Annotated in this window: 12 protein-coding genes; 7 read left to right on the top strand and 5 right to left on the bottom strand. The window is 68.9% G+C overall.

Going from position 1 to position 12,589, the window contains the following annotated elements; genetic code table 11:
- Window positions 1-12: 12 nt before the first annotated feature.
- Window positions 13-1,539, bottom strand: coding sequence for a hypothetical protein (locus ACIPFH_RS05445; protein WP_401823297.1), 1,527 nt, complete (start codon window positions 1,537-1,539; stop codon window positions 13-15).
- Window positions 1,540-1,667: 128 nt separating this feature from the next.
- Here ACIPFH_RS05445 and ACIPFH_RS05440 point away from each other — a divergent pair, with 128 nt between their 5' ends.
- Window positions 1,668-2,348 (top strand): response regulator transcription factor, encoded by a 681-nt coding sequence (locus tag ACIPFH_RS05440; protein WP_327187359.1) that lies wholly within the window; start codon window positions 1,668-1,670, stop codon window positions 2,346-2,348.
- Entirely contained in the window at window positions 2,335-3,804 is a 1,470-nt protein-coding gene (locus tag ACIPFH_RS05435) for a sensor histidine kinase (protein WP_401823295.1), read from the top strand. The genes ACIPFH_RS05440 and ACIPFH_RS05435 overlap by 14 nt, the downstream gene beginning before the upstream one ends.
- 845 nt (window positions 3,805-4,649) lie before the next feature.
- Here the strand turns inward: ACIPFH_RS05435 and ACIPFH_RS05430 are convergent.
- Window positions 4,650-5,156, bottom strand: coding sequence for a phosphatase PAP2 family protein (locus ACIPFH_RS05430; RefSeq protein WP_401823293.1), 507 nt, complete (start codon window positions 5,154-5,156; stop codon window positions 4,650-4,652).
- Between the two features lie 795 nt (window positions 5,157-5,951).
- On the opposite strand from ACIPFH_RS05430, the gene ACIPFH_RS05425 reads away from it, so the two are divergent.
- The 5 genes from ACIPFH_RS05425 to ACIPFH_RS05405 all read left to right on the top strand — a co-directional run bounded on the left by ACIPFH_RS05425 (window position 5,952) and on the right by ACIPFH_RS05405 (window position 9,566).
- Complete coding sequence (locus tag ACIPFH_RS05425) at window positions 5,952-6,410, top strand: hypothetical protein (protein ID WP_401823292.1); 459 nt, start codon at window positions 5,952-5,954, stop codon at window positions 6,408-6,410.
- Complete coding sequence (locus tag ACIPFH_RS05420; RefSeq protein WP_401823291.1) at window positions 6,407-7,636, top strand: NRAMP family divalent metal transporter; 1,230 nt, start codon at window positions 6,407-6,409, stop codon at window positions 7,634-7,636. Before ACIPFH_RS05425 ends, ACIPFH_RS05420 begins: the two co-directional genes overlap by 4 nt.
- Complete coding sequence (locus tag ACIPFH_RS05415; protein ID WP_401823289.1) at window positions 7,636-8,061, top strand: hypothetical protein; 426 nt, start codon at window positions 7,636-7,638, stop codon at window positions 8,059-8,061. Before ACIPFH_RS05420 ends, ACIPFH_RS05415 begins: the two co-directional genes overlap by 1 nt.
- The gene (locus ACIPFH_RS05410; protein WP_401823288.1) at window positions 8,048-8,425 is read left to right on the top strand and encodes a hypothetical protein; all 378 of its coding nucleotides are present in this window, start codon (window positions 8,048-8,050) and stop codon (window positions 8,423-8,425) included. The genes ACIPFH_RS05415 and ACIPFH_RS05410 overlap by 14 nt, the downstream gene beginning before the upstream one ends.
- Window positions 8,426-8,828: 403 nt before the next feature.
- Entirely contained in the window at window positions 8,829-9,566 is a 738-nt protein-coding gene (locus ACIPFH_RS05405; protein WP_401823286.1) for a PH domain-containing protein, read from the top strand.
- Window positions 9,567-9,774: 208 nt separating this feature from the next.
- On the opposite strand, the gene ACIPFH_RS05400 is transcribed toward ACIPFH_RS05405, so the two are convergent.
- The 3 genes from ACIPFH_RS05400 to ACIPFH_RS05390 are packed head-to-tail and all read right to left on the bottom strand — an operon-like array spanning window position 9,775 to window position 12,297.
- Window positions 9,775-10,938: an oxygenase MpaB family protein gene (locus ACIPFH_RS05400; RefSeq protein ID WP_401823285.1), complete on the bottom strand. Its 1,164-nt coding sequence runs from the start codon at window positions 10,936-10,938 to the stop codon at window positions 9,775-9,777.
- Between the two features lie 29 nt (window positions 10,939-10,967).
- Complete coding sequence (locus ACIPFH_RS05395; protein WP_401823283.1) at window positions 10,968-12,020, bottom strand: polyprenyl synthetase family protein; 1,053 nt, start codon at window positions 12,018-12,020, stop codon at window positions 10,968-10,970.
- Window positions 12,013-12,297 (bottom strand): polyprenyl synthetase, encoded by a 285-nt coding sequence (locus tag ACIPFH_RS05390; RefSeq protein ID WP_401823281.1) that lies wholly within the window; start codon window positions 12,295-12,297, stop codon window positions 12,013-12,015. Before ACIPFH_RS05390 ends, ACIPFH_RS05395 begins: the two co-directional genes overlap by 8 nt.
- Between the last annotated feature and the right edge of the window lie 292 nt (window positions 12,298-12,589).

Genomic DNA, 12,589 nt, shown 5'->3' with positions numbered 1-12,589 from the left:
CACCAGTCGCGGTCACCTCATCACCCCACCGCTCCCTCTCGGGCTGTTGGACCCAGGACCGGCCTTCCGAGACGGGTCGTGGTCTCGGACATAGACGGTGACTCGCGCCCCGTTGACGTGGGTTGTTCCGTACGCGCGGAAGTGGCGCCGCAGGGTGCTTGTTTTCGCTTCCTCCTGCGGGTTGGTCGAGTGCGTACCCGCCGCGCGGACCACGACGATCCGGTCGAATTCCAGCATGCGTGCCGCAATTTCCTGGGCGGGAAACTCGACACCTGCAAGTGTGTTCGACGAAACGGGGTCCTGTGCCAGGGCGAGATCTGTCAGGAAACGGGTGTCCTCGGGGTTGGCCGCAGTCAAGATCCGGTGCTGGCCGGAGAGATAGAGCAGCCCGTCGCCGGGACAGCCTTCCTTGCGTACGGTGGCGCCGATGGCGGTGACGTCATTGCTCCGGCTCTGGGGCGTCCTCAGCGAAAGGCTCGGCTGGACGAGCGCGGCCAGTACGGCAACCGCCGCGATCCACACGTAGCGGGAAGACCGCTGCCGCCGGAGGAAGTAATCCATCCAGGCACCCAGCAGCAAGGCGACTCCGATATTGCTGTAGAGCACATACCGGTCGACGAAAAGGGGCTTGACCAGTGAGGCGATCAGCAGCAGAAGGCCCGGAAGCGCAAGAATCGGCACAGCCAGCGCGGAAAGCCGCACAGGCCCCCTCACCCTCAGGGGCGCCAGGGCACACGCCACGCCCACGACCGCCACCACCAGGAAATAACCGGGCCGCACCGGTCCGCCGATCCAGGACACCTGCTCCGACTGCCCCGCACTGCAGATTGCCAGCGGCAACAGCCCGGCCACAACGCCCGCGGCAGCCACACTCCACGCCCTCAGCACCGGTCGTGGAACACGGGACACGACCAGTGTGACGCCGTGTGCAACCAGGGCGAGGACCGCGAACTCATGGAGCAGACAGGCCAGCAGCATGGTGGAGCCATAGACCGCCCACCGCCACCGGGCGCGATGCGGGACGCTGACCACGAGCGCATAGGTGGCCCAAGTGAGCAGGGCACAGACCATGGCATACGAGCGGCCTTCCTGCGCGTACTTCTGTACCTGGGGAAGGAGCGGGAACACCAGCCCGGCCACCAGCCCGGCACGGGGTCCCGCCAGGCGTAGCGCCAGAAGCCCGACTCCGCTCGCCGCCACGGACATCGCCAGCACGGACGGCAGCCGCAACGTCAGCAGCCCTCCGCCGAAGAGACCGAAGATCTCGTGCATCACGGCGTAGTAGAGGGCATGAACCAGATCAACATGCTGGGCGGTGAGCCATATCTGCGAAAGATCGCGGTGCGCGAGCTGATAGGTGACGGACTCGTCCCCCCACATGGTGTTCTTCCTGCGGATACCCCAGAGCCCCAGAGCGATGGTCAGTGCCAAGGGCGCGAGGACGACAACGGCCTTGGCCGGGCCCGGTGTTTGTCGACGGGCGGGCACAGGAGGGGAAACCGTCTGGGCCGCGACGGGGACACGTTCATCAACGGACATCGGCGACAGGGCCTTTCAGCAGTGGCGAAGAAACTCCGCCAGCGTGCCCGGACCTCGTTGACCGGAGGCTGACCCAACCTGACCAGCCGATCAGGAAGGCGGGCCGGCGCTGTGCGAGGCTGCACCGCATGCGCATCCTGGTGGTCGAAGACGAGGTGGACCTTGCCCACACCCTGCACACCGGTCTGACCGCCGAGGGCTACAGCGTCGACCTCGCCCATGACGGCCGGCAGGGACTGTGGATGGCCCGGACCGGCGAATACGCCCTTGTCGTACTGGACTTGATGCTGCCCGGACTCAACGGCTACAAGGTCTGCGCCCAGTTACGCCGGGAGGGCAACGCGACCCCCATCCTGGTACTCACCGCCAAGGACGGGGAGTGGGATCAGGCAGAGGCCCTGGACACGGGGGCCGACGACTACCTGGCCAAACCCTTCTCCTACGTGGTGCTCGTCGCACGGCTGCGAGCGCTGGTCAGACGGGCCGCCACGGTCGCCCCGCCCGTCCTTGCTGTGGGCGACCTCTCGTTGGATGTCGCCGGCCGGGTCTGCCGCCGGGCCGGGGCCCGGGTGGAACTCACGCCCAGGGAGTTCGCCGTGCTGGAGCTGCTGGCCCGCCGGGCGGGTCAGGCGGTCTCCAAATCGGATCTGCTCTATCACGCGTGGCCCGAGGAAGCCCTGGATCCCAACCTGGTGGAGGCACGCGTCAGCGCACTGCGCAAGAAGGTGGACTCCGCGTTCGGCCGACGGTCCCTGCAGACCGTACGGGGTACCGGTTACCGGCTGGTGGACGACCGTGAACGCGACTGAGCCGCGGCGCCGTTGGTGGCCGCGTTCGGTACGGGCCCGCGCGGCCCTGGCCGCTGCCTCGGCCGCCGCCGTCATCCTGGTCGGCATCGGCTGGTGGCTGCACCACGACGTCTACCGCCAGAGCACGCAGATCGCCGAAGACCAAGCCAAGGAACAACTCTGGTCTCTCTGCGACAAGTTGCAACAGGGTGTCATTCCTGACTCCATAAGCACTGTGCCGTACGAGGTCGTCGCGACCGGTCGGCGCACCGCTGTCGCCTACGGCGGAGGCATGGACGACTTCGCTCCCGGCACCCACCACGTGATGCCCGCCCCGCCGAAAGCCTTGAGGGCCGAGCTCATTACTACCGTTCGCCTGCCTGCGAACCCCGACTACGACCCCCATGACAAATCCTCTGTGGCCGGCGGGACCAATCAGGTCATCACGGCCAATATCCCGGCCGATGTTCTGGGCGATGACAAAGCCGCTGCTCTGGGCGTCACCGCCGACGCCAACCTGCGGGTATATGTGGTGGTGCTCCCGCACACAGCCGAGGCAATCACCGAGACCACCGACCTCCTGCTGCTGCGGGCCGGGCTCGTGAGCCTCGTACTGATCGCCGCCGCCGCCTACTTCGCCGTCCGAATCGCGCTGCGGCCGGTCGAAGCCATCCGCGTCCTCACCGCCTCTGTCACCGCGAGCGACCCCCGCGAACGCGTCACCGTCCCCGCCACGGGACACGAGATCACCGCCCTGGCCACCACCATCAACAGCACCCTCCAGCGCCTCGACGACGCCGCCGCCCAGCAACGCCGCTTCGTCGCGGACGCCGCCCACGAACTACGCAGCCCCCTCACCACACTGCTGGCCAGCCTGGAAGTCGCGCTCGCCTACCCGGAACGCACCGACTGGCCCGCCGCGGCCACCACCGCCGCACGACAGACCCGCCGCCTCCAGGCCCTCGCCGAAGACCTGCTGCTCCTGGCCCGCCTCGACACCCGCACCCTCATAGCCGGCCCCGAAACCGTCGACCTGACAGCCCTCGCCTCCCGGCTGACCGAGCAATACCCCCTCACCGAACGGCCGTTGACCCTCACCTGCGACAGCACCGCCCCCGCACACGCACGCGGAAACCCAGACGAATACGAACGACTGCTGCGCAACCTCATCGACAACGCCGCCCGCCACGCCGCACACCGCATCCGGATCACCATCCGAAACCAGGACGCCTGGGTCGTCCTCACGGTGCACGACGACGGACCGGGCGTGCCCACCGAGGACGCCGAGCGCATCTTCGAACGCTTCGTCCGGCTCGACGACGCCCGCTCCCGCGACCACGGCGGCACCGGCCTGGGCCTCGCCATCGCCCGCGACCTGGCCCACCGTCACCGAGGCACCCTCACCCTCACCCCCCGGCCCCTCGGAGCATGCTTCCAGCTACGCCTTCCCCGAGCCTCCACCCCGGCCGAGGAATGACGCGCTTCACCGCGGCAGCCCTTCGGAACCGGAAGACCACCAGATGACCACGCCCAAGAAGCTCCCGCCCGCGAAGAAGCAGGTCAACCAGCTGATCGCCGCAGAACGAGCCGTCTGCGAACACGCCTTCGCACACCTGAAGAACCAATCCCTTTTCAAGGGCAACCCGGCTCGTCCGCGCGCTGATGGTCGTCAACTGGCACGAGATCGCCCGCTGACCGACGATCTTCACCGCAGACAACCGCCGCCGACCAGCACGAGCATGACCTCACCCACCCATGCCACCCCCGTGACCTGCACGTTCAAGATGAACACAACTCTCTGGGTGCGAAAGGCAAGGACGACTCCTTACGGCGGTGAGAGCGCCCGGCGAAATACCCGGACGGACCGGGCGAATGATCCCCCGGCTCCTGAACGGCAGGGGAACCGTCCGCCAGGAGCCCGCCGCACTGGTCCGAGCGGTGAACGGCTGCCTCCGTCCCCGGCACCAGGGCAGGGCGGCCCGGCAAGTGGCGGCGCTCGACCGCGAGACCTGCAAGCAGCGCATCACCATCGAGCAGCGCATCACCGTCGAGCAGCGCATCACCGTCGAGCGGTGCAGCAACCGACTGAAGCAGTGGCGCAGGGCATGGAGCCCTTCAAGGCTGAGGGCCGGCCGGGCAGCGGGACGGGGCGTGGCCGGGACTGCGCGGGGGATCGTGGGGATCGTCGTAGAGGCCACCGGTTCTCCGCGCGCCGAGCACGTAGGGAAGCCGCAACCCGACAACCGCGACCGCGAAGCCGACCGCCACCGGCCACGCAGGTCGTTCTCGGGCATCTGGCTGTGGTGGGTCTGGGGGTGCTTGTCACCGCAGCAGTCGCCCGACCAGGCGAGGACCGCGACGTACCAGGGCGGCGGCGACCAGGCCGATCGCGGCGCCGACAGCGACGTCGGAGGGGTAGTGGGCACCCGTGTGCACGCGTTCGAGGGCGACCAGGACAGCCGGCACGGCACACACCGCGCCCGCCCAGGGCCACACCGACGCTACCGCGGCACTGAACCCCACCCCTGCGGCGGTGTGCCCGGAAGGGAAGGACGAGGAGGCAGGGCGGTCATGAACCTCCTCATGAGAGATCCATTCCTTCGGCGGCCGAGGTCGATGCCACACCTGCTTGAGGACACAGCTCGAGGCCAGCTCCGCCACGGCCATGCCCGCCAGTCCGGCGATCGCGGCCCTGCGGCCCCGCCATCCTGCGGCGGACAGCGCCACTGCGGCGCCCCACCACAGCTTGGTGTGCTCGGCGGTCTCCTCCACCGCCGGCAGGAGCCGCCTGACGCAGTTCGACCGCCATGACGCCATCCACCGCGTCATGCGGTGATCACCCTCACGAAGATCGGACACCACTCCCATGACCTGCGACTTCCCGATCTGGACAGCGTCTAACGCCGTGCCCCTGACGGTCTCCGGCCCTGCACCGCCCGCCCAGCCAACGCCGCCCTCGAGAGCCACAGCTATGGCGACGCGTGCCGGCAGCGGGCAATGCAGCACCGGACGTGGGCCATTCGCACTACGAGAGGTTCGAGTCGCCGCACCGCCGGGCCGCCCGCGGCCCACATGAGGAGCAACTGCCCATCGGTGTCACCGTGTCCGCTCCGAAGGGCCGCCGATGTCGAGGCCACCAGCCTGTCCGCGGCCTGGTACGTCGCCCCGCACAGGGCGCTGATCAGCAACGGCTAGGTCGCAGGGTCCGTCGCCGAGGCGGGTGGCCGGCGTCGATCCGACCGTGCCGCTGAGATTGGTGTACTCCCCTCATGAGCGGCCGGTGACCGTTTCACCCAGGCCGAGCCGGCCGCGCTCCGGCAGGCGGGCAGTGCGTGGCCGGTGGCCGGCCTGACACCGGAACACCGTAGTGCTGGACGCTCCGGAACGTCTCCACGCCACGGCCAGGAAGCGCGAGCACGGCTGACGTCGTCGGCCTGCGCGTGAGCGAGGGTGTGCCGGGAGCGCCCGGCGCAGGTGTGGCGGACGCCGGCGAGGGAACCAGTTGTCCATCGGTTCGCCGGGTGGAGCGGGGTGACGCATGGATCAAGGTCTGGTACTCCTGGCCGCGTGGGGCCAGCTGGTCGTACTGCTGGCCGTCGGCGTCTACTTCGTGACGAGGGGCCGATGATCCGCCGCCGGAAAGCGGTCTGCTGGCTGAGCGCTCTGATCGCCGCCACGTTGACGGCCGGGTGCGCCGGATCGTCGCGTACGGACGAGGACTACCGGAGCAAGGCCGCCAACACCGCGGAGGCTGCCGCGTCCGCCGTGAACACGGCTCTGATCGGCGTGCACGCCGCGGGTCGGGGCCGGGTCACCGGCCCCTACGTGTCCACTCTGCTGGGCGAGGCGGAGTCCGACCTCCTCGCGGCCCAGGACACCTTCGAGTCCCGGCAGCCGCCGAGCGAGCGGGCGGACGCCGTCAGGGAGCGGCTGGGCACGGTTCTGCAGGACGCGGCCGATGCGCTGGCGGACCTGCGGATCGCGGCCCGCCGGGGCGGGGTACGGGATCTGCCCCAGAAGGCAGGGACGCTGCCCGGTGTGGCCGAGCGACTGGACCGGCTGGAGACGGAGCTGTCCTCGTGAAGCGCCTCTTCGCCGTGACCCTCGGCATCCTCACCGCCATCGGGGGCTTCGTCGACATCGGGGACCTGGTGGCCTCCTCGCTCGTGGGGGCCCGTTTCGGGTTCTCCCTCGTCTGGGTGCTGGTGCTGGGTGTGGTCGGCATCTGCGTGTACGCGGAGATGGCCGGGCGTGTGGCCGCGGTGGCGGGTCGCCCCACCTTCGACCTGGTGCGGGAGCGGCTCGGTCCCCGGGTGGCGCTGGCCAATCTGGCCGGCTCGCTGCTGGTGACCGTGCTGACACTGGCGGCGGAGCTGGCCGGCGTGGCGCTGGCCATGGAACTGATCAGCTCCGTCGCCCATCTGCTGTGGGTGCCGGTCGTCGGGCTGGCGGTGTGGCTGGTCATCTGGCGCACCAAGTTCGAGACGATGGAGCGGGTGTTCGGCTTCGCCGGGCTGGCTCTGATCGTCTTCGTGGTCGCCGTCCTGCGGCTCGATCCGTCCTGGGGAAGCGTGCTGCGCCGTGTCACTCACCCGGACGTTCCCGGGGGCGAGGGGCTGCCCACGTATTGCTATTACGGCATCGCCCTGTTCGCCAGTGCGATGACCCCGTACGAGGTGTTCTTCTTCTCGTCCGGGGGTATCGAGGAGCGCTGGCGTCGCAAGGACCTGATCACCGCGCGGCTGAACGTGTTCATCGGCTTCCCACTGGGCGGGCTGCTGGCGCTGTCCATCATGGCCGCCGCCGCGCTGTTGCTGCATCCGGCCGGGATCGCGGTCGAGCACTTGTCGCAGGTGGTCCTGCCGGTGGCGTACTCGCTGGGAAAGGTCGGCCTCGGGCTTGCCCTGCTCGGCGTGTTCGCGGCGACGTTCGGCGCAGCACTGGAGACGGCCCTCTCCTCGGGCTACACGGTGGCTCAGTACTTCGGCTGGACCTGGGGCAAGACGGCCGCCCCGCGTACCGCGTCCCGGTTCCACGCGGTGGTGATCGTGGCGCTGGTCGCCGGGATGATGCTGATCCTCACGGGGGTGGACCCGATCAAGGTGACGGAGTACTCGCTGGTTTTCGCCGCCGTCGCGCTGCCGCTGACGTATCTGCCCATTCTCGTGGTGGCCAACGACCCTGAGTACATGGGCGAGTCGGTCAACGGCCGGTTCGCCAACATCATGGGCGGAATCTATCTGGTCGTCGTGCTGGTCGCCTCGGCGGCCGCCATTCCCTTGATGATCGCCACGAAAGCAGGTCTGTGATGACTGGCCAAGAGGATGCGAAGGGGAACGCGCGTCGTGTGGGCCGCGCCTACAGCGCCCACTTCCACCTGCTCGACCGGCAGGTCGTGGACCCGGACGGCCGACCGGTGTGCAAGGTCGACGACCTGGAGCTCGCCATCGACGAACACGGGCGACCCTATGTGACCGCCATTCTGGTCGGCCCGGCGGCCCTCGCCCCCCGGCTGGACGGCAAGCTCGCCCGGTGGCTCACCGCCGTCCAGCAACGGCTGAAGCTCCGCAGGCAGGAAGGGCCCGCCCGGCTCGACTTCACGTGTGTCACCGGCATCGGCGCGGCCGTCACCATCACCGCGCCGACCGGCGGTGCCCCGGTCCACGCGCTGGAGGACTGGATGCGTGACAACGTCATCGGACGGCTTCCAGGAGCCGGTCATGCGGCTGGTTGACCTCATCGGGGCCCGCGTCACCGACCCGGCAGGCAAGGAGATCGGTCACGTCAGCGACGTACGCCTGGTCGAGGAGTCGTATGCCGGCGGTACACCGGGCACGCGTCTGCGCGTCGACGGCGTCGTCGTGGCTGTGCGGCGGCGCGGTCGCCTGCTGGCCTACGACCACCGGCCCGTCGAGGGCCCTTGGCCGCTGGCGTGGCTGACCCGCCGAGCCGTCCGCCTGGCGCACTGGGCGCCTTGGGACTGTGTCGCCGCCCATCAGCCGCCGTCCGCCACAGGGGAAAGCGGCACAGTGCGTCTGACCAGGACGGTCGATCAGCTGACACCTCTCGCCCAGGCCCATGCCGACTGGATGCGGTGAGGCAAGCCCCCACAGCAGGCGCACCGGTCGCGTACCCGCTCATCTCGTCCGGACCCGTACCGGACTTTCCCGAGCAGAAGCAGGATCCCCCGGGCTGGAGGCGGACCTGCGAGACCGGCTTCCGGGCGGCGGTGGACAGCCCACACCACGGCACCATGAGCATTCGAGCCACGCGTTCTCCAGAGCCTTGATCACGTGATCCAGTTCCTCTGGCATGACCGCGATCAGGACCTTCCCGTCGGACGACTCGCACGATGAAAGCGGCGGGGTGTTCGGACAGGTGAAACGTACTTCCCCTCAGCACGCGATGCGGCACCGCAGGCTCGCGTTCACAGAGACCGGCTATAAGATCCCTTCGCTCTCATGCCTGTGCCGTGCGGGCCTTGTGAACGGGGGAGTTCCGATGCGCGACGGGATCGAGCGGGAGTACCGCAGAGTGCGAGGAGTACCGCCCGCGCTCCTCATCATGTTGATCGCGGCGGTACTGGTCACCGCCAACGCGCTGCACGCGATGGCGACGCTCGGGCCGTCGGGCTGGGATGTGCTGGCTGTGGCTGCCTGGCTGACGGCCGCCGGCCGGGTGGCGCTGGAGCAGTGGCGGGCGCGTACGTTCGTCACAGCCGACGGGGTCACCGTTCGAGGGCCGATACGCACGCGCAGCTGGGCCTGGTCCGACATCTACGGCATACGGGTCGAGGAGAACAGGGGGAGCACCCCTCGCTTGTTGGGGTATCTCTACTCCACCGACGGGCACCGCGTCCGCCTCCCCCATTTCGACGAGTATCAGCTCACCGACCCGATCGCCGAGGTCGCCGACCTGTGCGCCACCGCCCTGCGGCTCGGACTCACGTCCCTGGAGACGCGGCCGGAGGCGGAGGAGCGCATCGCCCGAGGGACGCGACGGCGCAAGGCGTGGCAGCGGGCGGCCATCGCAAGTCTGGTCGTCGCGGCCGTCATGTTCGTCTACGACCTCTGGTCGGTCTTCGACGACCGACCGACGCACACGCTCGGGCTGATCGGGGGCGTCCCGCTGCTCTGTCTTCCCGTCTTCTTCCTCGTCCTGGACCGCGTCGGCGAAAGTCAGAACCGCCGCCTCACCGACCCAGCGACTCGAACCTCTCCCGATGCACCGCCTGACTGACCAACTACCTTTCAGTTCGCGGCAGTCGGGCGACCACTTCTCGTCGCGGCCCGCGCCCCCACCGCGTGATGGCCAGCACCTGGTCCTGCGACGTCACCGCCGCCGGTGCTCCTCGCCCGTTCCAGGCCCGTCTCCGCGGGCCGACGGCGTGGCAGCACAGCCCGCACGGAAACCGTCCGCCCCGCGCTGCCCTTGAAGGTTGTTGTCGCTACGGGCTGACGGTTGCCGGCGGCGGGGTCCAGCGGCTTTTGGGCGGGACGGTGCTGCTGACCCCGAAGTCGTTCTTGAGCTGTTCGGGGATGGCGTAGTGCATGATGCGGCCACGGGTGAGGGAGGACAGTTCGAAGGCGCTGGTCAGGTGGCCGAGTCGGTCCAGAGCCCAGCCCGCCAGGGGTGAGCTGTCCTCAACGGCTTCCAGCAGCCCCAGCAGGGCTGGAGCACTCTTGACGACGGTGTCCCAGGAGGTGCGGGGAACTTGCAGCCAGTCGGCGCAGGTGTCACCGATCAGATAGCGGATGAGGGCGGAGACGATCGGGTCGAAGAAGGTGCCGGGCACGACTTCTTCGTAGAGGTCGATGAGCTGGCGGGTGAGCTGGGCGCCTTCCTCGGATGGTCCCATGTGGCGGATCATGTACAGGTCGGAGAACTCGCGGGCTGCCTGCAGGTCGTTGGGGACATGATTCTGGTCGATGCCGAGGATGGCGCCGACGACCCGCCAGGCATAGTGATAGGCCTCGGCGCCTTCACTGCTCATGTGAATGCCCAGGCGGTGCAGGGCGTCGAGGACCTGGATGGAGAACATCATCTGCCCGCCGATCATGTCCTCCTGACAGATCGGCGTGCCCAGGGTGGCGGTGTCCCAGCGGTCCTCCCGCTTGAGGTGATGGCGGATGGAGGCATGCAGCAGTCGTACCTTCTGGGCTGCGGGGATGAATCGGCTGCCGGCTTCGAACGCGCCGGGCTGCATGAGGTAGACGGTGAACTGGCCCGTCTCGGCCATCCGCTTGGAGGGGTACTTCAGCGAATGGGTGGACGACAGCAGCTTGGCCACGTGGGGCAGGACATAGCAGGCGGGCATCGATGCGAACGAGAGAGCGGTGGCGATGTGCACGTTGTTGTCGATGAAGAACAGCCGTGCCTTCTCCATCTCATCCCAGTCGACCCAGGCGGGGGGAGTGCTGGTGGCGTGCAGGTACTCGCGGGCGACGTCGGGCAGTCCCTCGGGAAGGTCTTGCCCGACGGTGGAGACGTAGCGCATGAGTGTGTTGAACTTGGCGACCTCTCCGCGCTCGAACAGTGTCGCCACGGTCGTGTCAGCGAGTTCGTCCCCTTGCGCGCGCAGGGCGTCCATGGACGCTTGGGTGTAGGTCATGGTGCTCCTCCGGTGAGTTGGCAGGGAGGTCAGTGAGTGCGGGCGGCTGAGACGGTCGCCAGGGCCGAAAGTGCGCGGCGGGCCTCGGTGGTCAGATCGGCGTCGGCCAGGGCGTCCTGTGCTTCCCGCAGCCGGACGGTGATCATGTCTTCGACGCGGGCGACCGCGCCGGTGCGGTGAGCGATCTCCCGGGCCCGATTCACCTGCCGCTCGCTGAGGTTCGCCTGCCCGAGCAGGTGGTGCAGCTCGCCGTGTTCCGCCTTGGTGGCGGACGTGAGCGCGTGGGCCATCAGAGCGGTGGGTCGGTTCCCGGCCAGGTCATCCGTCGGGTCTTTGCCGGTCCGCTCAGGATCGCCGAACAGGCCCAGCAGGTCATCGCGCAGCTGGAATGCCTCGCCCAGTGGCAAGCCGTAGTCGCTGTACGCCTGCAGCAGCCCCGGTGGGGCGCCGGCCAGGAGGCCGCCGAGCTGCAAGGGGTGTTCGACGGTGTATTTGGCGGTCTTGTAGCGGATCACCTTCACCGATGCGTCTGGGTCAGGCTGGGCTCCGGTCCGCAAGACCTCCAGGCACTCGCCGGCCACCAGTTCGCGCGCCAGGACCGCCCACAGAGGCCGGGCCCTGCTCAAGAAGGCGCCGGGCAGGCCAGAGGTGGTGAACAACTGCCCCGCCATCGACATCAGCAGATCACCCACCAGCATCGCCAGAGCCCGGGCGCCGGCCTTCGGCCGCTCATGATCGGTCAGGGCCTCGCGCAGGGCGATGTGTCCGGTGGGCCGGCCGTGCCGGGTGCGGCTGTGGTCGATCAGGTCGTCGTGGACGACGGCGGCCGCGTGGACCAGTTCGATCGCGCCGGCGGCGCGGACCAGCGCCTCGCTGTCGGGCTGGCCTGCCCCGCGCCAGCCCCAGTAGCAGAACGCCGCCCTGATCCGCTTGCCGTGCCCGGTCGCGGCATGAAGCTGCTCTGCGACCGGCGCCAGACAGGCATCGATGTCGGCCAGGGCCTGTGCTTCGGCGGTGACGAATTCGCTGAGGACTTGGTCGATGCGCTTCTTGAGCAGGACGTGCTCTTCCCGTTCACTCACAGCCGCTCTCCGCCCGGGTGCGGGCGATGACGGTGCGGGCGAGGACCTCCAGGTGAGCCGGCGCCGCGGCCCCATGCCGGTCCAGGAGCAGGCGGCCACGCGCCTTGGTCTCCTCCTTGCCGTCAGTCACGAGGTCCCCGAGATCGGCGCGGCGCAGTAGGCTGCTGACGCCGCCCACTGCGCTGCTCAACCCGCAGACAGCCAGATCGGCGAGGCCGGCCACCAGGGCCACCGTGTCTTCGGTCAGGCCCGGCTTGCGGCCGTCATGATGTGTCACATGTCCCCCTGTGGCAAGGCCCGCCCATCCCCCGGCCGGTCGGCACAGAGCAGCGAGTAGCGGTGTTCGGCACCACACGATTCGATTCTGGCCACCGAACACACCCCAGGCAGCGCTTATGCACCATCGAGTGATCTTCTTCAAAGATCCCCGCATGCAGGAAGCGGCACCTGTTACGGGACAAGGACCCGATCGCTGCCGGTGTTCCGTTCGCAGGGCTCACACTGTGGTGGGCCCGCCGGTTGCGGCTCGGCATCGCGGGCTGTCCTCTCGCCGCGAAGCCGCCGACTGG

Origin of the sequence: Streptomyces sp. NPDC088157 (assembly GCF_044741545.1) — a bacterium.
Taxonomy (GTDB): Bacteria; Actinomycetota; Actinomycetes; order Streptomycetales; family Streptomycetaceae; genus Streptomyces.
The sequence above is the reverse complement of the archived record's forward strand: the minus strand, read 5'-3'. Positions and strand labels throughout refer to the sequence as shown.

Coding starts and splice junctions, on each gene's coding strand:
- ACIPFH_RS05445 (WP_401823297.1), bottom strand. CDS start 1,539: ATGTCCGTTGATGAACGTGTCCCCGTCGCGGCCCAGACGGTTTCCCCT.
- ACIPFH_RS05440 (WP_327187359.1), top strand. CDS start 1,668: ATGCGCATCCTGGTGGTCGAAGACGAGGTGGACCTTGCCCACACCCTG.
- ACIPFH_RS05430 (WP_401823293.1), bottom strand. CDS start 5,156: ATGACGCGGTGGATGGCGTCATGGCGGTCGAACTGCGTCAGGCGGCTC.
- ACIPFH_RS05425 (WP_401823292.1), top strand. CDS start 5,952: ATGATCCGCCGCCGGAAAGCGGTCTGCTGGCTGAGCGCTCTGATCGCC.
- ACIPFH_RS05415 (WP_401823289.1), top strand. CDS start 7,636: ATGACTGGCCAAGAGGATGCGAAGGGGAACGCGCGTCGTGTGGGCCGC.
- ACIPFH_RS05410 (WP_401823288.1), top strand. CDS start 8,048: ATGCGGCTGGTTGACCTCATCGGGGCCCGCGTCACCGACCCGGCAGGC.
- ACIPFH_RS05405 (WP_401823286.1), top strand. CDS start 8,829: ATGCGCGACGGGATCGAGCGGGAGTACCGCAGAGTGCGAGGAGTACCG.
- ACIPFH_RS05400 (WP_401823285.1), bottom strand. CDS start 10,938: ATGACCTACACCCAAGCGTCCATGGACGCCCTGCGCGCGCAAGGGGAC.